The organism is Nitrosomonas sp. (genome assembly GCF_022842015.1).
GTDB lineage: Bacteria > Pseudomonadota > Gammaproteobacteria > Burkholderiales > Nitrosomonadaceae > Nitrosomonas.
The window spans coordinates 14441-35458 of sequence record NZ_JALHQJ010000010.1 but is presented as its reverse complement, the minus strand read 5'-3'; the positions used below and the strand labels follow the sequence as shown (position 1 = coordinate 35458).

Annotated in this window: 23 protein-coding genes and 1 pseudogene; 4 read left to right on the top strand and 20 right to left on the bottom strand. The window is 43.4% G+C overall.

Features of this window, described 5'->3' with window-relative positions; all coding sequences use genetic code 11:
- Genes Q0C11_RS03160 through Q0C11_RS03150 form a run of 3 tightly spaced genes read right to left on the bottom strand, consistent with a single transcriptional unit; the run spans position 1 to position 1598 of the window.
- The gene (locus tag Q0C11_RS03160; RefSeq protein WP_293005664.1) at positions 1–387 is read right to left on the bottom strand and encodes a TM2 domain-containing protein; all 387 of its coding nucleotides are present in this window, start codon (positions 385–387) and stop codon (positions 1–3) included.
- A gap of 4 nt (positions 388–391) precedes the next feature.
- Positions 392–604 carry a DUF4177 domain-containing protein gene (locus Q0C11_RS03155; protein WP_293005662.1) on the bottom strand — a complete coding sequence of 71 codons (213 nt, stop codon included), beginning with the start codon at positions 602–604 and terminating at the stop codon, positions 392–394.
- A 34-nt stretch (positions 605–638) separates the two neighbouring features.
- Entirely contained in the window at positions 639–1598 is a 960-nt protein-coding gene (locus Q0C11_RS03150) for a hypothetical protein (RefSeq protein WP_293005660.1), read from the bottom strand.
- A 297-nt stretch (positions 1599–1895) separates the two neighbouring features.
- Here Q0C11_RS03150 and Q0C11_RS03145 point away from each other — a divergent pair, with 297 nt between their 5' ends.
- A complete protein-coding gene (locus Q0C11_RS03145; protein ID WP_293005658.1) occupies positions 1896–2651 on the top strand; it encodes a carbonic anhydrase in 756 nt (251 codons plus the stop codon).
- Positions 2652–2753: 102 nt separating this feature from the next.
- On the opposite strand, the gene Q0C11_RS03140 is transcribed toward Q0C11_RS03145, so the two are convergent.
- The 8 genes and pseudogenes from Q0C11_RS03140 to bioB form a co-directional block, all read right to left on the bottom strand.
- The gene (locus tag Q0C11_RS03140) at positions 2754–3392 is read right to left on the bottom strand and encodes a hypothetical protein (RefSeq protein WP_293005656.1); all 639 of its coding nucleotides are present in this window, start codon (positions 3390–3392) and stop codon (positions 2754–2756) included.
- A gap of 49 nt (positions 3393–3441) precedes the next feature.
- Positions 3442–3737 (bottom strand): annotated as a pseudogene (locus Q0C11_RS03135) (DUF3175 domain-containing protein).
- 5 nt (positions 3738–3742) lie between these two features.
- Positions 3743–3934 (bottom strand): hypothetical protein, encoded by a 192-nt coding sequence (locus tag Q0C11_RS03130; protein WP_293005654.1) that lies wholly within the window; start codon positions 3932–3934, stop codon positions 3743–3745.
- Positions 3935–4100: 166 nt separating this feature from the next.
- A complete protein-coding gene (bioD, locus tag Q0C11_RS03125; protein ID WP_293005652.1) occupies positions 4101–4772 on the bottom strand; it encodes a dethiobiotin synthase in 672 nt (223 codons plus the stop codon).
- A 2-nt stretch (positions 4773–4774) separates the two neighbouring features.
- Positions 4775–5656: a malonyl-ACP O-methyltransferase BioC gene (gene bioC / locus Q0C11_RS03120; RefSeq protein ID WP_293005650.1), complete on the bottom strand. Its 882-nt coding sequence runs from the start codon at positions 5654–5656 to the stop codon at positions 4775–4777.
- Positions 5634–6404 (bottom strand): pimeloyl-ACP methyl ester esterase BioH, encoded by a 771-nt coding sequence (gene bioH, locus Q0C11_RS03115; protein ID WP_293005648.1) that lies wholly within the window; start codon positions 6402–6404, stop codon positions 5634–5636. The genes bioC and bioH overlap by 23 nt, the downstream gene beginning before the upstream one ends.
- Positions 6401–7567, bottom strand: coding sequence for an 8-amino-7-oxononanoate synthase (bioF, locus tag Q0C11_RS03110; RefSeq protein WP_293005646.1), 1167 nt, complete (start codon positions 7565–7567; stop codon positions 6401–6403). The genes bioH and bioF overlap by 4 nt, the downstream gene beginning before the upstream one ends.
- Positions 7568–8578, bottom strand: coding sequence for a biotin synthase BioB (gene bioB / locus Q0C11_RS03105; RefSeq protein WP_293005644.1), 1011 nt, complete (start codon positions 8576–8578; stop codon positions 7568–7570). It abuts the gene before it with no gap.
- Positions 8579–8717: 139 nt separating this feature from the next.
- On the opposite strand from bioB, the gene Q0C11_RS03100 reads away from it, so the two are divergent.
- Together Q0C11_RS03100 and trmL are read left to right on the top strand one after the other, a co-directional pair.
- Positions 8718–9416, top strand: coding sequence for a ComF family protein (locus tag Q0C11_RS03100; protein ID WP_293005642.1), 699 nt, complete (start codon positions 8718–8720; stop codon positions 9414–9416).
- A gap of 9 nt (positions 9417–9425) precedes the next feature.
- Positions 9426–9890, top strand: coding sequence for a tRNA (uridine(34)/cytosine(34)/5-carboxymethylaminomethyluridine(34)-2'-O)-methyltransferase TrmL (trmL, locus tag Q0C11_RS03095; protein ID WP_293005641.1), 465 nt, complete (start codon positions 9426–9428; stop codon positions 9888–9890).
- A 1-nt stretch (position 9891) separates the two neighbouring features.
- Here trmL and Q0C11_RS03090 read toward each other — a convergent pair whose 3' ends face one another.
- Genes Q0C11_RS03090 through Q0C11_RS03070 form a run of 5 tightly spaced genes read right to left on the bottom strand, consistent with a single transcriptional unit; the run spans position 9892 to position 14861 of the window.
- Positions 9892–11988 (bottom strand): type IV pilus secretin PilQ, encoded by a 2097-nt coding sequence (locus Q0C11_RS03090; RefSeq protein ID WP_293005639.1) that lies wholly within the window; start codon positions 11986–11988, stop codon positions 9892–9894.
- Between the two features lie 31 nt (positions 11989–12019).
- Complete coding sequence (locus tag Q0C11_RS03085; RefSeq protein ID WP_293005638.1) at positions 12020–12538, bottom strand: pilus assembly protein PilP; 519 nt, start codon at positions 12536–12538, stop codon at positions 12020–12022.
- A gap of 3 nt (positions 12539–12541) precedes the next feature.
- On the bottom strand, positions 12542–13156 hold the full coding sequence (locus tag Q0C11_RS03080; protein ID WP_293005701.1) for a type 4a pilus biogenesis protein PilO: 615 nt from the start codon (positions 13154–13156) through the stop codon (positions 12542–12544).
- 20 nt (positions 13157–13176) lie between these two features.
- Positions 13177–13761: a PilN domain-containing protein gene (locus Q0C11_RS03075; protein WP_293005636.1), complete on the bottom strand. Its 585-nt coding sequence runs from the start codon at positions 13759–13761 to the stop codon at positions 13177–13179.
- Complete coding sequence (locus tag Q0C11_RS03070) at positions 13758–14861, bottom strand: pilus assembly protein PilM (RefSeq protein ID WP_293005634.1); 1104 nt, start codon at positions 14859–14861, stop codon at positions 13758–13760. Before Q0C11_RS03070 ends, Q0C11_RS03075 begins: the two co-directional genes overlap by 4 nt.
- 231 nt (positions 14862–15092) lie before the next feature.
- Here Q0C11_RS03070 and Q0C11_RS03065 point away from each other — a divergent pair, with 231 nt between their 5' ends.
- Positions 15093–17411, top strand: a complete 2319-nt coding sequence (locus Q0C11_RS03065) for a penicillin-binding protein 1A (protein ID WP_293005699.1) — start codon at positions 15093–15095, stop codon at positions 17409–17411.
- Between the two features lie 33 nt (positions 17412–17444).
- Here the strand turns inward: Q0C11_RS03065 and hemB are convergent, their stop codons facing one another.
- From hemB to Q0C11_RS03045, 4 genes are all read right to left on the bottom strand, one after another.
- On the bottom strand, positions 17445–18458 hold the full coding sequence (hemB, locus tag Q0C11_RS03060) for a porphobilinogen synthase (RefSeq protein ID WP_293005632.1): 1014 nt from the start codon (positions 18456–18458) through the stop codon (positions 17445–17447).
- A 191-nt stretch (positions 18459–18649) separates the two neighbouring features.
- A complete protein-coding gene (yihA, locus tag Q0C11_RS03055; protein ID WP_293005697.1) occupies positions 18650–19246 on the bottom strand; it encodes a ribosome biogenesis GTP-binding protein YihA/YsxC in 597 nt (198 codons plus the stop codon).
- Between the two features lie 2 nt (positions 19247–19248).
- Positions 19249–20013 carry a type III pantothenate kinase gene (locus Q0C11_RS03050; RefSeq protein ID WP_293005630.1) on the bottom strand — a complete coding sequence of 255 codons (765 nt, stop codon included), beginning with the start codon at positions 20011–20013 and terminating at the stop codon, positions 19249–19251.
- Between the two features lie 6 nt (positions 20014–20019).
- Positions 20020–21015, bottom strand: a complete 996-nt coding sequence (locus tag Q0C11_RS03045) for a biotin--[acetyl-CoA-carboxylase] ligase (protein WP_293005628.1) — start codon at positions 21013–21015, stop codon at positions 20020–20022.
- Positions 21016–21018: the final 3 nt, after the last annotated feature.

Here is a 21018-nt window from a genome sequence, read left to right as displayed (position 1 = left end):
TTAACAGCCCGCGACAAGCCCACGATAAATTCTTTCCATCACACCATTATTGTATTCCTGAACTACAATCTGTGCGTTAAATAGAGCCATGAGCTCGGCTATCGTAATAGCAAGCAGTAAAAACACACCTAAAATAACCGCAGGCGTGAATAGCAAAATACCCCCCAGCAGAAAAATACTGAAATTGACTAAACCCCGAAACCACTTACCCAGATAAAAATGATGCAATCCGGCGATGAATAAAAAATTAAGCGTAGCGTAAGTATCTGGATCTTTCAGATCCTTCTCGACTTGCTGGAAAAATTGCAATCGTTTGTCATCCGGTAATTCGCGCACCAGCTTCCTAATACGCTCTTCCTCCTCCTGAATCGCCTGCTTCGTTCTCATCGCACTAGCGTGCCAACGTAATGATCACCGCTTCGCGCTTCCAGAACAGCAAGAACCGTTTCTGCTCAACAAACTGGAACACCAGCGTCCAACCATCGGCTGCCTCTTTATTCAACGTCGTTTCCAGTTGTTTGATCGGAATACCGGATGCGCCCAAGAAAATTGTTCCGACCCCGCCTTCTGTTACGTGTAACACTTTGTATTCCTTATAAGCCATTATTCGATTTCCTTTGATTTATACAATAATATTTTTAGTACCATCCTTCCAAACGCCATCCGCGCATAACAAACAGCGGAACGAATGCGGGCGGAATAAACAACCGGTCTTCTGCATTGGGAATGCGGAAATAATGCTGCGCTTGCAAGATGAAATCGTCATCGCGACTCAAATCAATCACGGCGCGATGGGGTAACTCGCGCCGTCCCAGATAGCGCACTTCAAACGCTTCGAAGCGCAGTGGATTGGCTGGATTAAAAACACCCATTCCATTCGCGCGTGCCTGACGCACAAAATCGCGGGTACGCCTTAAATCGGAACTAGCTTCAGCTGTTCTCCTTGCCATACCCGGCGAAAAAACAGCCTCCAACAACGATTCTTTCCGGAATGGAGCAATATTCGGCCAGATAAAATACGGGAGTGCCGCGCCGCTTTCCAGTTGCCGTTCGTTGTACGAATGTGGCCGTGGCCCAGGAATATTAGCGTTGGGTTGGTTGCGATTGATAAAAGCCAGAAAACGCCCGTAAGAATCAAATACCTCGAAGGAAAAAGAAAGGAAGTATCCAAACGTATCCGGGGTTTGCCCCAGTGTATCCATATCCGTTTGTACCTGCGCAATCAACGTCTGCTCAGCGTTGTCACCGTGGAAGCGATGATTAATGCCAGCACCCGGACCGATACGAGTACGCAAGTGAGCTATAAGATCAGCATCGAGGTTATAAGGATCAAACTGGGGTAGAAAAGGATCCGTCAGATAAGCGTCCCATTCCTCTGAATCAAGGCGACGATGTGCTTGTGAGCCCGGTAGTTGAAAATTCTTTTCCGGTGTGTCCACACCGAGAAAACGCATCGATCCGCTCCCGGAAAAATGAAAACCAATCGTATCACCATCTGCAATGGAAGCATCCAGCGATTGCGGATTACCACTCGCCGCGCGACGAATAGAACCAACAGCACGGATATTACTGTTTATATCAAAGAAAACATCAGCCATAACCGCTCCCTCTGCAGATCAACAGAATTAAGTTTCTGAAACAGCTTTTCTTGTTAAGACCACCAACGAACTGACATTTCATCATAACATAGCGCGTTAGATCTACCATAGAGCCCGTTGCTCGTGGGCTGGAGTGAGCCTGCGAACCCCCAATAGGTTTTAAGAGAAAAACAGGAATTCAATTCCCTGAAAGCTTTTCCATCCTTAATGTCGCTTAATTTTTCCGCAATTCCCCTATGTTCTTATACAATACAGAAAGATCCGTACAATAATTATTTTAGGAAAAAAGGATAAAAAATGTGCCAGACATCTGACGAACAAGAAAACCTAAGCCTGCAAAAAAATCAGCAAAGACGTTCATTTCTAAAAATGGCCGTGGCATCCTCGCTGGGACTGGGAATTACAGCAACGGATAGGGTAATGGCCACATCGGGCGTTATTAAGACGTCACCTCAACCTGAAAATGTACTAACACCGGAAGCAGCCTTAGAGAGATTGATGGCAGGTAATGAACGTTATGTTACGGGTCTATCCACTCCATTGAATTTTAAACTTGAACGTGCCGCTTTGGTCAGCGGCCAAAACCCCTATGCCAGCATATTAAGCTGCTCTGATTCAAGAGTGAGCCCTGAGTTCTGCTTTGATGAACAACGGGGGGATTTGTTTGTCGCGCGCGTAGCTGGGAATTATTTAACGACAGATTTTGTGGCCACACTCGAGTATGCTACCTTTGTTTTGCATACCCCTCTAATTATGGTGCTTGGCCATGAAAGCTGCGGCGCAATCCAGGCTGCTATCGATGCCGTAGATAATAGTGCCCAATTTCCTGGACATATTCAATCTATAGCCAGTGCAATAGCACCGGCGGTAAGAGCAATTGACAAGCAATCGAAAAACCGCATTGACGATGTCGTCAAAATGAATGTCATACAAAATGTGCAAGAATTGAAAAAACAAACACCCCTTCTAAATCGATTGGTAGCGGAGAAAAAGCTTCTTGTGGTTGGTGGCGTATACAACCTAAAAACAGGCAAGGTCGATATGGTTGCTTGAGTTTGCATTTGCACAACTGTTACAGTCGCAAAAAGCCTCAAAAATTTACGGCTAATACGACCGGGTCCGAAGTGCCTGCAACTCATTTATCAATCGTTTTTTTCACTCCCAAATCACCATTTTGAAACGTTCTTTGACAATGCCAAAATAATTGCATTTCCAATCGCTTTGCGCAAAAAAGTCCAAGTGGTGCCACTGATCTTTCAGTTTCAGGATACTGGCAGCGGCATCGTCCCAATCAATGGCGGCAAGCTTAGGCTCCAGCTGCCATTTGTGCGTTTCGACTTCATCAAAGTCAAAGCCATCATACTCCCAGTGCAATACTTCAAATACATTGCCGGCACGATCCACATAGTCCATGCTGAAATCCAATCCCCACTTGGGGCGCATTTTGATGATTTTGTAAACGAGTGGATTTGTTTGCGCCCATCGCTCGAGTTGTTCCAGCGCTGCACCGGCATAACCTTTACGCTCAAACAGCAAACTGTGGTTCAACACAGCCCCCTCTACTCGTTCCGGTTGCGTGAACCAGTGTGCTTTTAATGCACGCCGATGCTCCCGATGCGGTTTGGCGGGTGTCAAATTAACTTCTGCATAACGTTGCTCCAACTCAGTTAAGTCATAACCGTTCTGATCAAAAAGCGCAAGCTCATGGGCTGTCGGCGGATTCAAATTTTCCAGTGGTCGATCCCAATAACCCTTGGAGGCAAACTGATTGCTGGTTAAATCTAAGTAATTCATCGGATATATACAAAATTATTGTTGATTGGTCATCATTAGAAAACTTCTGTTATGCTTCGATGCACGGCTTGCCATACAATTCCCGTAACTCATCTTTGACCTTTTCCAGAACTCCCCGCTGCTGCGCGGATAAATGCTTTCCCACCCGGTTGATATAAAAATTCAACGTGGTCATCGCCGACACGAACGGCGCAACCTTGCGTCTCTGACTATTGTCGGCTGATCGTTTGAGCGACAATGCATTTTGTACGGATCATCCCATGAAAAAACACCGGGTTCGAGACCCAGTGCATTGCTGGTTTCGGTGACTTGTTTTGACCAGTGATGGAAAGTCTCTGGAAGCATGAAATTTATGGAAATATAGTTAATATATCTAAATCAATAACTTGTGATGAACCATTATAATTGACTACTATGATTCGCTCAAAACATAAAGGCTTAGTAATACTTTTAACAATATCAGCTTGATCTTCACTTTGCATATAATTTATATGATCGACTAACAGCAACCACCAGCGGTCATATTTAGAAAGATTAGGCATTATTTTAATTTCCTTTTCTTCGATGCAATGTCTAATCGCATCTGAACATATATTTACTACCCAGCCCCCAGCATCTAGATCGGATTCAATCCCAAGTTCTTACCCAAGCACAACTATCAGGAATTTCAATCATTTTTCTCTCACACTGGATATACAAGCCTATTATTCAATAGCTTTCCAATGTCACAATATCTAGAAAACTAGCAATTTTTTGTGTTTCCATTTTCAAATCAAACGGCAAAACTCCCAACAACGAGCTATCCAGCTGCTGTTCCAATGTCGCAATATTTTGCTCCAAAACTAGCATCTGCGGATCGATGCAATTAGCCACCCACCCCGCCAAGGTCAAACCAGCAGCCCGTATAGCTTGCGCCGTCAGCAATGCATGATTCAAGCAGCCCAGCCGCATGCCGACTACCAGTATCACCGGAAGATTCAATGTTTGAGCCAGATCCGCGCCATTTTTCTGTTGATTGATCGGCACCAGAAACCCACCCGCGCCTTCAACGATGACGATGTCTGCTTTGCTGCTGAGTTGCTGATAAAACCGATGAATTAGCGTCAAATCGATTTCCATACCCACCTGTTGTGCAGCAATGTGCGGAGAAACTGGCGCATCAAACGCATACGGATTGATTTGCTGCCGGGTAACGCTTATGTTGCTGGCGGCCAGCAATTGTTCGACATCCAACCACTTTCCATTTTCACTACCTGCGGCAACCGGTTTCATACCAACGACTTTCTTTCCTTGTGCGGCAAACGCGAGCAACAGAGCACAACTGACGGTGGTTTTTCCGATTCCGGTATCGGTGCCGGTGACAAAAAATCCAATCCCCATGACTAAGGAATTAAGCCGAGCTGTCGGCGCGTTTCCGGTGTCAGCACCGAGTGGCGATCAAATGGCCGCCAGGCGTGACCGTAGATCACTTCAAACGTAGCGGGCAGTTTGCCGTCGCGGCGCAGTTTTTCGTAGGCGTTGATGGCTTGTTCCCACTTGTTTTTGCCCATCAATCCCTGATGCCTTCCGAGCAACACGTTATGTGCGCCGATGGCTTTTAAATCGCGCATCACGCTAATGACATCAGAATACGTCAGGGTGATATATTCCATGTCCATCACCGGCGTTGAAAATCCGTTGTGTACCAGTAGATCGCCGATGTCGTGCATGTCGATGAAGCGGTTAACGTGACTGAAAGTATCGGCTTGCGCAAAAGACTGACGCAATTCCTTCAGCGTATCCGGACCAAAGGTGCTGAACATCAGCAAACCATCGGTGCGCAGAATGCGATGCATCTCAGCAAACGTGCGTTCCAGATCATTACACCACTGAAATGCGAGATTCGACCATACCATGCCAACGCTCTCATTTTTAATCGGCATTTGTTCGATATCGGCGCACACGTAGTCGGTATGTTGTTGCTGCAGCGGTAACACGCGTTGCCACCAGGTAGTATTGGGACGTGCGTGTGATAGCATCGTCCAGGCAATATCCACTGCGATCAATTGGCTTTTCGGATAGCGCTTGGCCAGTTGCTGGCTGCCATAGCCGGTGCCGCTGCCGGCATCGAGGATGACATCGGGTCGGTATTTGATATATTCCAGGCGCGACAGCATGCGGTTGCTGATTTCACGTTGCAGAACTGCCGCCTGATCGTAGCTGCGGGCGGCACGCCCAAACGCAGCGCGTAGCTGTTTCTTATCAAGTGTGTATTCGGAATTCATTGAGGCAAGTCACAAATTGTTCAGGATAGGATAAAAACGGCGCATGTCCGCAGTGCGCAAATATCACTTGCTGCGATTGCGGCAACTGTTGATGCATCCAATCGGCAGCGGCAGGATGAGTAATCACATCATTCTCACCATGCAATAATAAAACTGGTTGCTGAATCGCAGCGATAAGATCACGCAAATCACTCTGCTGCAAAATCTGCAATCCTTTCTCCAATACGCTGGCATCTGGCTCGGCGCGCTGAAAGATTTGCTTGCGCAGTTGCGACAGAATCTTGCTCGCATCGCGGTCACCACTCATCTGCAAAGTCAGAAATCGGTTAATTGTCGTAGCATAATTGAGTTTCAGATTTTCCAGGAAAAGTTGCAGCAATTTACGCTCCATGCCCAATTCCCAATCGTCACTTTTGGCAAAACACGGCGTGGTGGAAATCAGAACCAGTTTTTGCACCCGTTGCGATTCACGCAACGCCAATTCCATCGCGACCTGCCCACCCAATGACCAGCCACCCAGTATGCAGCGTTCAGGCAGAATTTCCGCAACCATCTCGACCCAATGATTCAATGTTCCCGGCTCACACGCAGGGCTAAGTCCATGCCCTGGCAAATCCACCAGATGCAAACGGAACTGTTGCGCCAGTTGATCCTGAACACCGCTCCAGATACCGCTATGCATCGCCCAGCCATGCAACAACACCAGATCGGGACCATGCCCCATGGATTCAATGTGCAGCTGCGTCATGCTTGCAATGCGATTTCTTGCAACGCTTCTGTCAAGCGCAAGACATCCTGCGGCTGATGTGCAGTGGACAACGAAATGCGCAATCGCGCCGTACCTTGCGGAACCGTCGGCGGACGAATTGCTGGCACCAGGATTCCTCGCTCGCGCAGGCGCTGACTGATGCGCACTGCTTCAGCACTTTCCCCGATCAGCAAAGGCTGGATCGGCGTACTGGAAGGCAGCAACTTCCATGGTAGCGATTGCAGCGTTTCTCTCAATTGCGCAATATTTTGTGCTAACGCATCCCGCCGCCATTCATCCTGTTGAATTAATCTTAGACTGGTTATGAGTGCTTGTGCTAACAAGGGCGGCGTCGCCGTAGTGTAAATATAACTGCGTGCGGATTGAATCAGAGTTTCGATGACTTCTGCTTGCGCCGCGACAAAAGCACCAAATACGCCTGCAGCCTTTCCTAAGGTCGCCATATAGATAATATTGGGCGAATGGATGCTGGCACAATCCGGCAAAAACAAGCTGCCGCGCCCCTGCCTGCCCAGCACGCCAAAACCGTGTGCATCGTCCAGCAATAATACTGCATGATATTTCTCGCACAGAGCTATCAGTTCAGAAATGGGTGCAATGTCCCCTTCCATACTGAATACTGCGTCCGAGATCACGAGCTTACGTCGTGCGCTGCTATCAGACAATCGCTGCTCCAATAACGCAAGATCGACATGCGAGTAGCGGATAAACTCAGCGCGCGATAACAAAGCTGCGTCATTCAATGATGCATGGTTCAGTTTATCGGCGAATATAGCATCTTCTCGTCCAATCAATGCTGTAACAACACCGATATTGGCCATGTAACCGGTAGAAAACAGCAATGCTTGCGCAAACCCGGTAAATTCGGCCAACTCTTCTTCAAGCGCATGATGTGCAGAAGAGTGGCCGTTGATCATGTGCGAAGCGCTTGCGCCGACACCATAACGCCGCGCACCCTTACAAGCTGATTCAATCAAATCCAGATGATTGGCCAGCCCCAGGTAGTCATTACTGCAAAAAGCCAGGTAATCACGCCCATCCATAGTGATATGACTTGATTGTGGGCTTTCGAGAATTCTCCGTTGTCGCAGCAAGCCTTGCTGTTCGCGCTTGTGTAACTCCTCAGCCAAGTCGGGAAACATCTACGGCAGTGCGTGAAGCCCCAACTTTTCCATCATCACTTGATCGCGGTCGGTCTCGGGATTTCCCGTCGTCAACAACTTATCGCCATAGAAAATGGAATTGGCCCCCGCCAGAAAACATAATGCCTGAACAGCCTCGGACATCTCCTGTCGTCCAGCAGATAAACGCACCATGGCTCTCGGCATGGTAATCCGCGCAGCAGCGATGGTACGAACAAATTCGAGTGGATCTAGCGCCGCAGTACCATACAGCGGCGTACCTTTGACTTGCACCAAATGATTGATCGGAACCGATTCGGGGTACGGATTCATGTTGGCCAGTTGCGCGATCAATCCGGCACGCGAACGGCGTGTTTCGCCCATGCCGACAATGCCGCCACAACATACATTGATTCCAGCATCGCGGACTTGCTGCAATGTGTTCAAACGATCCTGATACTGCCGCGTGGTGATGATTTCTTCGTAGTATTCAGGTGCTGTATCAAGGTTATGATTATAATAATCCAGTCCTGCATCCCCCAATTGTTGGGCTTGTCCGGGTTTTAACAAACCCAGTGTGGCGCAAGTTTCCATGCCCAATGATTTGACTGCACGCACCATTTCAGTCATTTTTTCGATATCGCGCTGCTTCGGGCCACGCCAAGCGGCACCCATACAAAACCGCGACGCACCTTTGTCTTTTGCTGCTGCCGCAGCAGATACCACTTCATCCACCGATAGCATGTCCTGGTTTTCAACTTCGGTATGATAGCGCGCCGCCTGCGGACAATAGCCGCAATCTTCCGGGCAGCCCCCCGTCTTCACGGAAATCAGCGTAGATAATTGCACGCCATTTGGATCATGGTATTGGCGATGCGCGGTTTGTGCTCTAAAAATCAAATTGTTAAAAGGCGCATTCAACAATGCCTCAATTTCTGCCACATCCCAAAATTCAGAATCCTGCGATTCCTCGGTAATATTACTTGAGCTGTTTTCCGTTTCATTACTTGTAATAAGTGAATTCAAATTCATGCCGATTAACCTACCATTCTCTATAAGTAAAACACGATCTTCTATCATCAATACTACGGATGATCAAGGATTCAAGTGGCTCTGTCAATTTTTCCGTGATTCTTTGTTCATAACAGATCAGATATTATTTATTCTCATCATGACTCAAACAAACTGTGTGTTATGCGGCGTATCCACAAATCAAGATTTCTGCGAACCCTGTATTCTCGACCTGCCACAATTGCCAATCAACCATTGTCCTATTTGCCTGTGGCCAGTTCCTACCTCTGAAATATGTGGTGCTTGCCTGAATAAACCACCTGCGTTTACACGCACCATTGCAGCCCTCCGCTACTCCTTTCCTGTCGATGCGCTGATTCATGCTTTAAAATATCGAACCTATCTTTCCTTGGCATCGATCCTAGCCAACTTGCTCGTCAAGAAACTAAAGGCCACTAATACACTTCCAGATGTCATCATACCGATGCCTTTGCATCCCATCCGATTACGTGAGCGTGGATTTAATCAGGCGATGGAAATCAGTCGCTACATTTCGAAATCGATGGAGATCATTGTGTTACCTGATAGCTGCAGCCGGATTAAGCACACGCTACCGCAAACCGGATTACCCTGGAAAGACAGACAGAGAAATATTCGCAGTGCTTTTAATTGTAAAATAGACCTTTCCGGCAAGCATGTTGCGTTGGTAGATGATGTCATGACAACGGGAGCCACATTGAATGAGCTAGCCAAAGTATTACGTAAACACGGGGCAATTGAAATCAGCAACTGGGTAATAGCCCGAACTTTGCCCGAGAAAGGCCAAACAGGCTCGCATCCATTATGGATATGCAAATAATCGCACACTATGTACAACATTATTCTCTATCAACCCGAGATTCCGCCCAATACAGGTAACATTATCCGTCTGTGCGCGAATACCGGCATACAATTGCATCTTGTCAAGCCTTTAGGATTCCCCCTCAAAGATAAGCAATTATTGCGCGCAGGCCTCGATTATCATGAATTCGCTCAAATCAGAGTACATGACAATTGGGTAGATTGCTGCCAGAGCCTGCAAAGCCATCGAATGTTTGCAATCACCACCAAAGGAAAGCAGCGATATGACAAAGTAGCCTACGCAGCAGGAGATACCTTTCTATTTGGCACAGAAAGTTGCGGGTTGCCCCCGCATATTATGGACACTTTCCCGGAACAACACCGCATTCGGTTACCGATGGTAGCCACCAGCCGCAGTCTAAATTTATCTAATGCTGTCGCCATTATTGCTTATGAAGCATGGCGTCAGGCTGGCTTCTCTATGGGAAACTAAGCTATTGTAGATTCAAGCTATCGTTCAAAATACGCGGAGTCACAAAAATCAACAATTCGCGTTTATTGTCGACCCTGGTTGTATTGCGAAAAACGTGACCGAGCACAGGAATATCGCCCAACATCGGCACTTTATTGACTACTCGATTCTCAGTTCGATCAAAAATACCACCAATCACTACAGTTCCACCATTTTCCACCAATACTTTGGTGGTTACTTGCTTGGTATTAATTGACGGCGGGAGGAATTGATTGACAATCGCACCAATTTTGTCCTGATTAACATTTAACTCCATATCAATCTGACCATTATAGGTAATCAGGGGTTTGACTCTTAAACGAAGCGTTGCGTCCATAAAACGAATACTCGTAGCGCCACTGCTCGTGGCTTGTTGAAAGGGAATCCGATCACCTTGCTCAATAATTGCTTCTACGCCATGGGCTGTAACCACACGCGGACTGGCAATCACTCTACCTTTCTGATCTGTTTCCAACGCCGACAACTCAAGATTGATTAATCGATTATTATTAATCTTCATTAAGCTCAAACCCAATGCAGCCGGACCGCCCAACAATCCGGTGGCGGCAGCAGCAGGTAAATTCACATTCAGATTGTTGGCACCGCTCGTCCCGCCCCCAGCAGCCAGCGCACTTGAACCAGTTACATTACCCGAAACCCCCAATGTTTGATCGCCTAGGCCGCTCGCATTCTGTATCCCAAAACGCGCCCCTAAATTGCGGCTAAAATTATCTGTCGCTTCAACAATGCGCGCCTCAATCATAACTTGTCTTTCAAATACATCCAGCTTCTGGATGCGTTTTCTAACTTCATCTATTCTGGCTGGAATATCGGTAACCGTCACTGTATTACTAATCTCATCCATATTAATCGTACCACGCCGACTCATCATGCCTTCAAATGAAATTGAATTAACCCTACGATGATTCAGATGATAAGTTTCTGAACGTAACGGTTCCATCTCGGCTATTTGCATTTGCGCTTCCACATCAAGCAACTCTCTGTCTGCCATTTCTTTTCGCGGCGCCACGAAAATGACATTACCCACCTTACGTTTATCCAGCCCGTGTGCCTGCAAAACAATATCAAGCGCCTGATCCCAAGGCACATCTTTTAACCTTAACGTGAGATTCCCTCCCACCGAATCACTGGCGATAATATTCAAATTGGTGAAATCAGCGATTACTTGCAACACCGCCCTAACCTCCACATCTTGGAAATTAAGCGATAATCTTTCACCGGTATACCCACCATTTGCACGTCTCTTTTTCGCTTGCTCTTCTTCTTCTTCTGTCAGCGCCCTTACTTCCAGAACAAATCTTGTACCAGATTGGCGCGCCGAATGCTCCCAGCGTCCGCCAGATTTAACATGCATGCGAACATTATTACCTTTCTTGGACGTTTCAATAACCTGTACAGGCGTAGCAAAATCCATCACATCGAATCGTCTTCTAAGACTACCCGGTAGTAACGTATCAACAAATTCGACGAAAATATCATCGCCTTGTTGCTGTACATCGACGCTTGCCCCAGCTTTTGTCATATCAACCTCGATACGGCCTTCACCTTTTGCACCACGGCGAAAATCGATGTCTTGCAAGCTATTCATATGCGAATTAGAAGTTTCCTCGGCGAAACGCACAACAGCAGTAGATGTTCGATTCTCGGGTACAGTGAGCAGCTTGATTAATAGTATATTTTCCTGTGCTATGATTTCATGCCGCATTAACCTAGCCAAGTTTAATACCAGCCGTGTTCTATCGCCTACCTGAATGACATTTATGCTGCGCAAGTCTCCTTCAGAAGCTTCCTGCTCATTCCGCCCTAAGCCGTTGGAAACTTGATAAAAGTCGAAATAGATACGATTTGGATTGTCTAAAGCAACTCCCATTGGAAGCGACTGCAGCGGATGATCAAGAGCAATCTTTGCGATTACCTCGCTATTTTGGAAGGTAGAAATATCGATTGAACGGATACTATTATGGAGTGCCTCTGCTGTTGCCGTTTGCGGAGAAAAAATTACCATTGAAAAACAAATCAATATTGCAGTAAATACCATAGTAAGGCCATACCCTTTCATAGCTATTGTTAGCTTAATGGTTGTTACGTTGCTAATTTTTCAGCGTAAGTGCACTAGTTCTTTCAATCCATTCATTCACCCCATCTTGTACGATTTCTAATAGTTTAACCTCGGATTCTGTAATATAGCTGATTTTTCCAAAATTCGAACCTAGATAATTACCAACCTTTACACGGTATAGTGCCCCATCCGGTGATTTTATTACAGCAAAAATCATATCGTGTTGTTGCAATGAGCCAACCATAGATAAGTTCTCCAGCGGATAGGATTCCAAAAACTCTTTACGTCGATTCAAATCAGGTTGAATTTCACTTGTAAGCGCTTGCACTTGATTATTTTTGCGTGGCACAAAAGGACTTGGCATATCAAACGCCTGATAAGTAAAAAATTCATATGGAACAACCTCAGGCAACGGATCAATCTTACCTTGCAACCCTTCCCCCGAACTATGTATGAATGCTTCCAGATCGCTGTAATCATTTCTACTGCATGCAGTTATTAAGTTAAACCAAATTATAAGTAATACTAGCAGATATATGTTTCTAATCATAATTTATTTATCTCCGGCCTGCTTCAATACTTCTTCTTCATCCAGATAGCGAAATGTTTTTGCAACAGCATCCAATACTAGTTTCCCGTCATTACCAGGCAAAATGCTAACGTCATTTAACGTGACAATCCGTGACATTTGCGCAACATCACTGGCAAAGGCACCAATATCATGATAGCTGCCGGTTACCCGAATTGAGACTGGCAACTCAGCATAAAATGCATTAATCGTTTCCTGCCCATCTGGCTTAAACAATTCAAACTGCAATCCGCGCCCCAAGCCAGCTTGATTTATATCCACCAACAATGCTTCCATTTCTGATTTATCAGGAAGCTGTTTCAACAATGCACCAAGGGATTGCTCTATTTCTCTCAACTGTAAACGCAAAGCAGACAAATTGATGGCACTACTTTTTTTAGCTAAATAAGTATTTTTTAGCGTTTCTTCTTCAGCATGAATATTTTCCAGCGTTTCGATCTGATCCTGCCAAACCAGAAAATGCCCCGCCACGATAATCACAACAAATAATATTACCAGTGCAGCGATCTTAAATGCCGCTGGCCAATTTCCAGCATTATTAATATCAAGCTGACGTAATTCTATGAGTAAATTATTCATCATAGTATGTATGTTTTATTTTATCCGACAGAACTCAAAGTTGAGTCTTGCACATCACTGATGGATGCTTGTTTAAGTTTTATTTTCATATTGAACTCGTTTTGACGCACATTATTAATTGTCATCGCTTTGATTTCCACCAACAATGGTGACTCAAGCCAAGGTGAAGACTCAAGATTTCGCATCAACGTTGATACCCATGCGTTGGATTGCGCATATCCAACTAAAGTAATGTTGTGGCCTTCTTGTTTGATACTTTGCAGATATACACCATCAGGAAGTAGCCTCACCAATTGATCCAACAAATGAACAACCTCTGACCGACTGTTCTGTAAGGTCTCTACGATTTGTTTACGTGTTAGTAGCTCTTGTGTTTGATTCTTAATTTCTCGAATTTCTGCAATCTCTTTATCCAAAATCGCAATCTGCTCATTTAAGTATTGATTACGACTATTCTGAAATTCTATTTTTTCACTAATAATGTCATGAATACCCCAAACCACTATCAAACCTAAAAAACCAACCAAACCAGCCAACACTGCAATTTGCTGCTGTCGTGCTTTACGTTTAAGTTCACGATGAGGAAGTAAATTAATGCGTATCATGATGGATCAAAATTTCTTAAAGCAAGACCACAAGCAATTAAAAGAGTGGGCGCATCGAGATTCAGTTGCCGCGGAATAATACGGCTCGACAATTCCATAGTTGCAAAAGGATTCAAAACCAAAGTGCTTACTTGCGTACGTGCTGCAATAATTGCATCCAATCCGGGAATCACTGCGCTTCCACCCGCTATAAAAATATAATTCACTTCGGTATATTGCGTTGAGGTATAGAAAAACTGAATGGCACGCATCACTTCGATAGCCAATGTTTCGCAAAATGGTTGCAAAACATCCGCTTGATAGTTTTTAGGTAACTCTCCACTGCGCTTAGCCGCTTCAGACTCTTCCAGCGAGAGATTAAATTGATTATGAATTTCTTGTGTTAATTGATTGCCACCGAATGATTGATCTCGAGAATATATCGACTCCCCATTGAGTAGAACATTAATTTTCATGACAGTTGCGCCAATATCAACTAGTGCCATTACCTGGTCTTTACCTCCCCCCGGCAATTGATTCAGTGTCAATTCGAACGCTGCTTGTGCCGCATAAGGCTCCACGTCCATAACAGTGGCTTTCAAACCGGCGGATAGAGCTGCTGCCACACGATCTTCAACTTTTTCTTTACGCGACGCCGCAATTAGAACTTCAACTTCCTCCAAACTATCGGGAATTGATCTAGTGATTTGAAAATCAAGATCAACTTCATCTAATGGAAATGGAATATATTGACTCGCCTCATTCTCCACTTGAAAAATTAAATCATCTTCTCGCTGTCCCGCCGGGACAATTATTTTTTTAGTAATCACATCTGTTGCAGGCAATGCTAGCGCTACATTCTTATGGCGAGTTCCCAAACGCTTCCATCCACGTAGCAAACATTCACTCACTGCTTCCATATTCGCAATGCCACCATCTAGCATCGCATCTACCGGCAAAGATTCTATGACATAACGATCTATCCGATAAGTTTGGCTTCCCTTATCAACCTGTGATAACTCAACCATTTTTACCGATGAAGAACTGATGTCCACACCAATCAATGGAGGCGACTTCATTTTTAAGAAGCCTAGATCAATAGCTAAATTTTCCTTGAACATTGTCTGTTTAGCGGCGATACTCGCAAATTAAAAGTTGCCCTATTAGAGCTAGAATATGTAAAATTCCAACTGTCCGCATAAATTCCATGAAACTATTCGGCAGATTGAAGAAACTGGAATTAATTCTGACAGAATCTGGAAAATTCTATTCAAAGAAAAACACTAGATATACCCCCCCTTTCACTGGGTAAATTGACAACACCATTCTATGATAAACCCATATCTATTTTCATGTTAGCTCGTTGGTCATACTATTTCTTCCTTACATTTTCAGCATTAGGCTTGATTGGCATACTATTAGCAGGTTTTGCTGCGTTGGTTATCTACTCAAACCTGCCATCGCTGGAAACATTGACCGATTACCGTCCTAAAATTCCCCTAAGAATATACAGTGATGAAGGTTTATTAATCGGAGAGTTTGGTGCAGAGCGAAGAAATGTTGTAACTATTTCTCAAGTTCCAGAAAATCTAAAACAATCAATCCTTGCAGCAGAAGACGATCGTTTTTACGAACACGGTGGCGTCGATTATCTTGGTGTTCTACGAGCAGCCTATTCAAATTTCTCTGCAGGAAGCGTACGACAAGGTGCCAGCACCATAACAATGCAAGTGGCACGAAATTTTTTTCTGACGCGAGAAAAAACACTCACCAGAAAATTCAGTGAAACACTATTGGCATTTAAGATTGAGCGCAGCCTTACTAAAGACAAAATTTTAGAACTCTACATCAACCAAATCTATCTTGGACAGCGTAGCTATGGTTTTGCAGCAGCAGCACAAACATACTTCGGAAAATCTTTACAAGAAATTAATATTGCAGAAGCCGCCATGCTGGCAGGGCTTCCTAAAGCGCCTTCTAGCTATAATCCTATTAGTAATCCTAAGCGAGCTAAAAGCCGACAACTTTACGTTTTAGGAAGATTATATAAACTTAACTACATTTCTAGTAAAGAACTAAGCGAATTAACAAAACAATCTGTTCCAGTAAAAAAAAGATCGGCAGCCTTTGCAGTGCCAGCAGAATATGTTGCCGAAATGGTTCGTCAGGTAATCTTCGACCGATATCAGGAAGATGCATATAACAAAGGTATAAAAGTCTATACGACGATCCGTCAACTTGATCAAGAGTCTGCTTATCGAGCTCTACGAAAAAATGTAATTGAATACGATCGGCGCTGGGGTTATCGAGGCCCTGAAACATTTGTTGATTTACTGAAAAATGGAACGAACCAGGAAAAAACATTGAATGATGCATTAGATGAAGTTAATGACAGTGATGATATTTATGCAGCAATTGTATTAGCTGCAAAACCAAATGAAGTTCAGGCTTATCGTAAGGGCGGGGAAATCATAGAAATTACAGGTGATGGGCTTAAATTTGTACAAAAATCTCTTACTGACAAAAAAGAACCAGGAAAAAAATATATTATCCCTGGCGCACTAATCCGCATCCAGAAAGACCAAAAGGATTTATGGCACATCGTTCAGTTGCCTGAAGTTGAATCAGCACTTGTTTCAATTGACTCCAACGATGGCGCGGTGCGCGCCTTAGTCGGTGGTTTTGATTTCTATAAGAATCAGTTTAATCACGTCACCCAAGCATGGCGACAGCCTGGATCCAGCTTTAAACCGTTTATTTACTCTGCAGCTTTGGAAAAAGGCTTCACTCCAGCGACAATCATCAATGATGCACCACTTTCGTTTAGCGCAACTCAGACGGGAAGTCAGTCATGGGAACCGAAAAATTTCGATGGCAAATTTGAGGGACCAATACGCATGCGCACCGCCTTGGCCAAATCAAAAAACCTTGCATCTATTCGGATACTACAAGCCATTGGTATCAGCTACGCACAAGATTATATAACGCGATTTGGTTTTGATGCGGAACGCCATCCCCGCTATTTACCGATGGCACTTGGAGCAGGTTCAGTCACACCAATGCAAATGGCTGTAGGTTATGCCGTATTCGCAAATGGCGGATTTCGTGTTGCTCCATACTTTATAAAAAGTATTGAAGATGAAAAAGGCAACATCATTGAACAATTTCGCCCCATATCAGTATCAAGTGGTGCCAAGCGAGTCATTGATCCACGCAATGCATTTATTATGACCAGTATGATGCAAGATGTGATTAACCGTGGAACAGCTGTTAAAGCTAAACAGCTAGGACGAAGTGATCTCGCAGGAAAAACCGGCACTACTAGTAATTTTATAGATGCTTGGTTTTGCGGTTTTCAGAAAGACTTGGTCACTATTGCCTGGACAGGATATGACGAGCCCAAATCATTAGGCAACAATGAAACTGGAGGGCGTGTCGCATTACCACTCTGGATGGATTATATGGATCCAGTTTTGAAAGGCGTTCCAATAACCGAATACCGACCACCCAATGGAATTCAGGCAGCGAAAATTAATTCAGCGACAGGATTCAGAGATGATTATGGGGACATTACAGAATATTTCTTTAATGAATTGCTTCCGCCCATTATCGAAAATTCTATTGAGCTCCCATCTAAAGCAACAAAAGATGTCAAAGATCAATTATTTTAAGAAATAGAATAACAAATTAGGTGGATTCTAATTTCATATATTCCGGTCTTTCTTGAGCCACTCAGCCGCTTTGACAGCATAATAAGTTAAAATTCCATCTGCTCCCGCGCGTTTAAAAGAAAGCAATGATTCCAGCACGCAAGATTCTTCATTTAGCCATCCGTTAATCGCAGAAGCTTTGAGCATTGCATACTCACCACTGACTTGATAAACAAATGTAGGTGCACCGAACTGATCTTTCACGCGGCGGACGATATCTAAATAAGGCATCCCAGGTTTAATCATCACCATGTCGGCGCCTTCATCTAGATCTAATCCAACTTCCCATAAAGCCTCATCGGAATTTGCAGGATCCATTTGATAAGTATATTTGTTACCCGCACCTAGATTATCAGCTGATCCAACTGCGTCGCGAAATGGTCCATAAAAACTTGAAGCGTACTTAGCAGAATACGCCAAAATGCGTGTATGAATAAATTTTTGACTATCCAAACTAGCTCTAATTGCAGCAATGCGCCCATCCATCATATCTGAAGGTGCCACAATATCTGTCCCTGCTTGGGCATGAACCAATGCTTGTTGACAAAGAACATTTACTGTTTCATCGTTCATCACATAACCAGAATGGTCGATCAAGCCATCTTGGCCATGAATTGTATATGGATCCAAAGCAATATCGGTAATTACTCCTAATTCAGGAAAGCTTACCTTTAGTTGCTTCACTGCCCGAGGCACAAGTCCATCAGGATTATATGCTTCGCTTGCAGAAAGGTTCTTATGTTCAATATCAATAACTGGAAAAATAGCAACAGCTGGAATACCAAGTTGCACGCACTTCTCCGCCTGAATCATTAAAAGATCGATACTCTGTCTTACTATGCCAGGCATTGATTCGATATTTTCACTACGTTTCTTTCCATCTAAAATAAAAACTGGATAAATCAAATCTTCTGGTAGAAGATGGACCTCTCGCATCAAATTGCGGGAAAACATATCGCGACGCATTCGTCGCATTCTTCTTTGAGGAAAATGACTACTCTGAAACATAATAATAATTATGAAAAATTAAAAAATCATCTGGGAACTGACTTGAATATTGTCTGTCTCACAAGTGGACAATCTTGATCGTCCCCCTGCCTTTCCTCCCTGAGGCAGGGAAAGTGATATTAAGGCGGTTCCCCCGGTTTTACTCCCCTTTAACCGGGGTTTTTTATATTTAAACATAAGATAAGCAGTCGCTAATTTGTGAGTAACCATTTATTTATTATTGTCGTGGCATCAACAATGCCAATATTCGTTATGCTTGAGAATAATTGCACACTGCATTGTGGATAGAATTCTTTTATAAAAAAAACTACTTTTTGTAAAGTGATATTTGCTTGTAGCTTACTTAATTTATCAGCCTTTGTTAATAAAATATGAATTACTTTTCCTGTCGGTGAGAACCAATCAAGCATCTGAATATCCAGAGGTCTAAGAGGATGACGAATATCCATTATTAATATCAAACCCTTAAGTGATTCACGTGTCTGCAAATAATTACCTAATAAATTTTGCCAATGTTGTCGTATGTGCTCTGGAACCTTAGCGTAGCCATAACCAGGTAAGTCAACAAGAAACTGGTTTGATGTCAATTGAAAAAAATTTATTAGTTGTGTACGTCCTGGTGTTTTACTAACAAATGCTAAGCGGCTCCTATTGGTTAAAGCATTGATAGCACTTGATTTCCCAGCATTTGAGCGTCCAGCAAAAGCAATTTCAATGCCAGAATGCTTGGGTAAATCTCGAACTTCATGTGCAGAAGTATAAAAAGTTGCATTCAATAGTCGAGGCATATTCATAGCAAAAAGCTAGGGTCTGAACTTGTTAGAGTATCTTTAGCAACTATTATCAAGCCTTCCAGCACTAAATTATCAATAACCTTTATTGGAAGTTTGAAAAAAGGGATTAGCAACGAAGCACTACCACCACTTATGATGCAATTCACAGATGTTTGATTAGTACATGATAATAACAGATTGTACATCCGATCAACAGCACCTAATATGCCATGTATCAAACCACTTTGTACTGCATTTTCAGTACTTACAGGAAAATCTTCATAACTGCCCAACTCGATATTAGTAAGTTGGGTGCTTGATAGAAGACTTTTAGTCATTAAATTAAAACCAGGCAGTATGATTCCACCAAGGAATTTCCCGGATTCAGAAAGAACATCAATTGTTACTGCTGTTCCAGCATTAATTACTAAACATGGCTGCCTCTCGATTCTCCAAGCAGCGATTAAGGCTGCCCAACGGTCACTTCCTAAATGACTCGGATTAATATAGCCATTAATCACATTACATCTAGATTTATTTGAACTTAACCATTGTGGTTTCGAGGGCCAAAAAGAAATTAACTTACTTATTTGATTTTTAGTTTCACTTCGGGCAACATGAGAAATAATAATAAAAGATGGTGCAGGGAAATTTATGAATTCGCCTTCAAGTTTAGAAACTTCCTTGTAAAACACATTACCTTGCTTTAGCCAATGATCACCGCGATATAATCCCCATTTTATATTTGAATTTCCTGAGTCTATGGCAAGTATATAGGACATTAATTCTTAGTAAACTCGAGATCGCATCGAAATAATTCCTACATTAAATGACTTCTTTCCTCCAGATGTTAACAAACAGATAGCACCATCATCTGCTATTCCATCAACTATGCCTGTGATCGTCAAACCGTTTGGAAAGACTAGATCAACTTTACATCCTTCGTAAGAATGATAACTGATCCATTCTTTTTTAAAATATGCAAAGCCATAATATTCAAAATCTTTGAGAACGTTGTGTAGTTCTAATAATAACTCTCCAAATACTCGGTTGCGATCTATAAAACCACTAGTAACCTCTGACAGATCTGTAACTTTCTGATCAATCAAAGGCTTAATCGACTCAGATAGGTTAAAGTTAATTCCTATGCCTATTACCGCATACGATGGTCCACATATTTCACCACGAATTTCGATCAAAATACCAGCCAATTTATGATTATTGCATAGAATGTCATTTGGCCACTTGATGTTAATATTCTGAACAGAATAAGCTCTTAAGACCCTTAGAATTGCAATGCCAGTTACTAAACTTAAACCGGATAAATCAGACCCTCTTTTATAAAAGCGCCAACACATTGAAAACATGAGCCCATTACCAAAGCCACATTGCCAAATTCGCCCCTCGCGCCCTCGTCCACTAGTTTGAAATTCTGCTGCTACAACTGGGACTGTGCCTTTAGTTAATGTTTTTCGTTTTAATTGATTAAGAAGATAATTATTCGTAGAGTCAACAATATCGAATAATCTTAAATCGAATTTTTTTGATTCAACCGACATGTACTTAATAATTAATTCAGTATTCAACCAAGCAATTGGCTTATTTATCCGAATTATATTTCCATCAATATTTACCACATCAATACTATAATTTTTTAGTTGATAAACTAAGAAATAAATTGAAGTAAGTGAACATTTAAGCTGTTTTGCTAAAACACTCGCTGAATGATGCATACCGTCATTTAGCAAGACTAGCAAATAAAGCGCCCTTAAATTTACATACATATC

Bases quoted from the DNA above. Each gene is read 5' to 3' on its own strand.
- Q0C11_RS03160 (WP_293005664.1), bottom strand. From the start codon at position 387: ATGAGAACGAAGCAGGCGATTCAGGAGGAGGAAGAGCGTATTAGGAAG.
- Q0C11_RS03155 (WP_293005662.1), bottom strand. From the start codon at position 604: ATGGCTTATAAGGAATACAAAGTGTTACACGTAACAGAAGGCGGGGTC.
- Q0C11_RS03150 (WP_293005660.1), bottom strand. From the start codon at position 1,598: ATGGCTGATGTTTTCTTTGATATAAACAGTAATATCCGTGCTGTTGGT.
- Q0C11_RS03145 (WP_293005658.1), top strand. From the start codon at position 1,896: ATGTGCCAGACATCTGACGAACAAGAAAACCTAAGCCTGCAAAAAAAT.
- Q0C11_RS03140 (WP_293005656.1), bottom strand. From the start codon at position 3,392: ATGAATTACTTAGATTTAACCAGCAATCAGTTTGCCTCCAAGGGTTAT.
- Q0C11_RS03130 (WP_293005654.1), bottom strand. From the start codon at position 3,934: ATGCCTAATCTTTCTAAATATGACCGCTGGTGGTTGCTGTTAGTCGAT.
- bioD (WP_293005652.1), bottom strand. From the start codon at position 4,772: ATGGGGATTGGATTTTTTGTCACCGGCACCGATACCGGAATCGGAAAA.
- bioC (WP_293005650.1), bottom strand. From the start codon at position 5,656: ATGAATTCCGAATACACACTTGATAAGAAACAGCTACGCGCTGCGTTT.
- bioH (WP_293005648.1), bottom strand. From the start codon at position 6,404: ATGACGCAGCTGCACATTGAATCCATGGGGCATGGTCCCGATCTGGTG.
- bioF (WP_293005646.1), bottom strand. From the start codon at position 7,567: ATGTTTCCCGACTTGGCTGAGGAGTTACACAAGCGCGAACAGCAAGGC.
- bioB (WP_293005644.1), bottom strand. From the start codon at position 8,578: ATGAATTTGAATTCACTTATTACAAGTAATGAAACGGAAAACAGCTCA.
- Q0C11_RS03100 (WP_293005642.1), top strand. From the start codon at position 8,718: ATGACTCAAACAAACTGTGTGTTATGCGGCGTATCCACAAATCAAGAT.
- trmL (WP_293005641.1), top strand. From the start codon at position 9,426: ATGTACAACATTATTCTCTATCAACCCGAGATTCCGCCCAATACAGGT.
- Q0C11_RS03090 (WP_293005639.1), bottom strand. From the start codon at position 11,988: ATGAAAGGGTATGGCCTTACTATGGTATTTACTGCAATATTGATTTGT.
- Q0C11_RS03085 (WP_293005638.1), bottom strand. From the start codon at position 12,538: ATGATTAGAAACATATATCTGCTAGTATTACTTATAATTTGGTTTAAC.
- Q0C11_RS03080 (WP_293005701.1), bottom strand. From the start codon at position 13,156: ATGAATAATTTACTCATAGAATTACGTCAGCTTGATATTAATAATGCT.
- Q0C11_RS03075 (WP_293005636.1), bottom strand. From the start codon at position 13,761: ATGATACGCATTAATTTACTTCCTCATCGTGAACTTAAACGTAAAGCA.
- Q0C11_RS03070 (WP_293005634.1), bottom strand. From the start codon at position 14,861: ATGTTCAAGGAAAATTTAGCTATTGATCTAGGCTTCTTAAAAATGAAG.
- Q0C11_RS03065 (WP_293005699.1), top strand. From the start codon at position 15,093: ATGTTAGCTCGTTGGTCATACTATTTCTTCCTTACATTTTCAGCATTA.
- hemB (WP_293005632.1), bottom strand. From the start codon at position 18,458: ATGTTTCAGAGTAGTCATTTTCCTCAAAGAAGAATGCGACGAATGCGT.
- yihA (WP_293005697.1), bottom strand. From the start codon at position 19,246: ATGCCTCGACTATTGAATGCAACTTTTTATACTTCTGCACATGAAGTT.
- Q0C11_RS03050 (WP_293005630.1), bottom strand. From the start codon at position 20,013: ATGTCCTATATACTTGCCATAGACTCAGGAAATTCAAATATAAAATGG.
- Q0C11_RS03045 (WP_293005628.1), bottom strand. From the start codon at position 21,015: ATGTATGTAAATTTAAGGGCGCTTTATTTGCTAGTCTTGCTAAATGAC.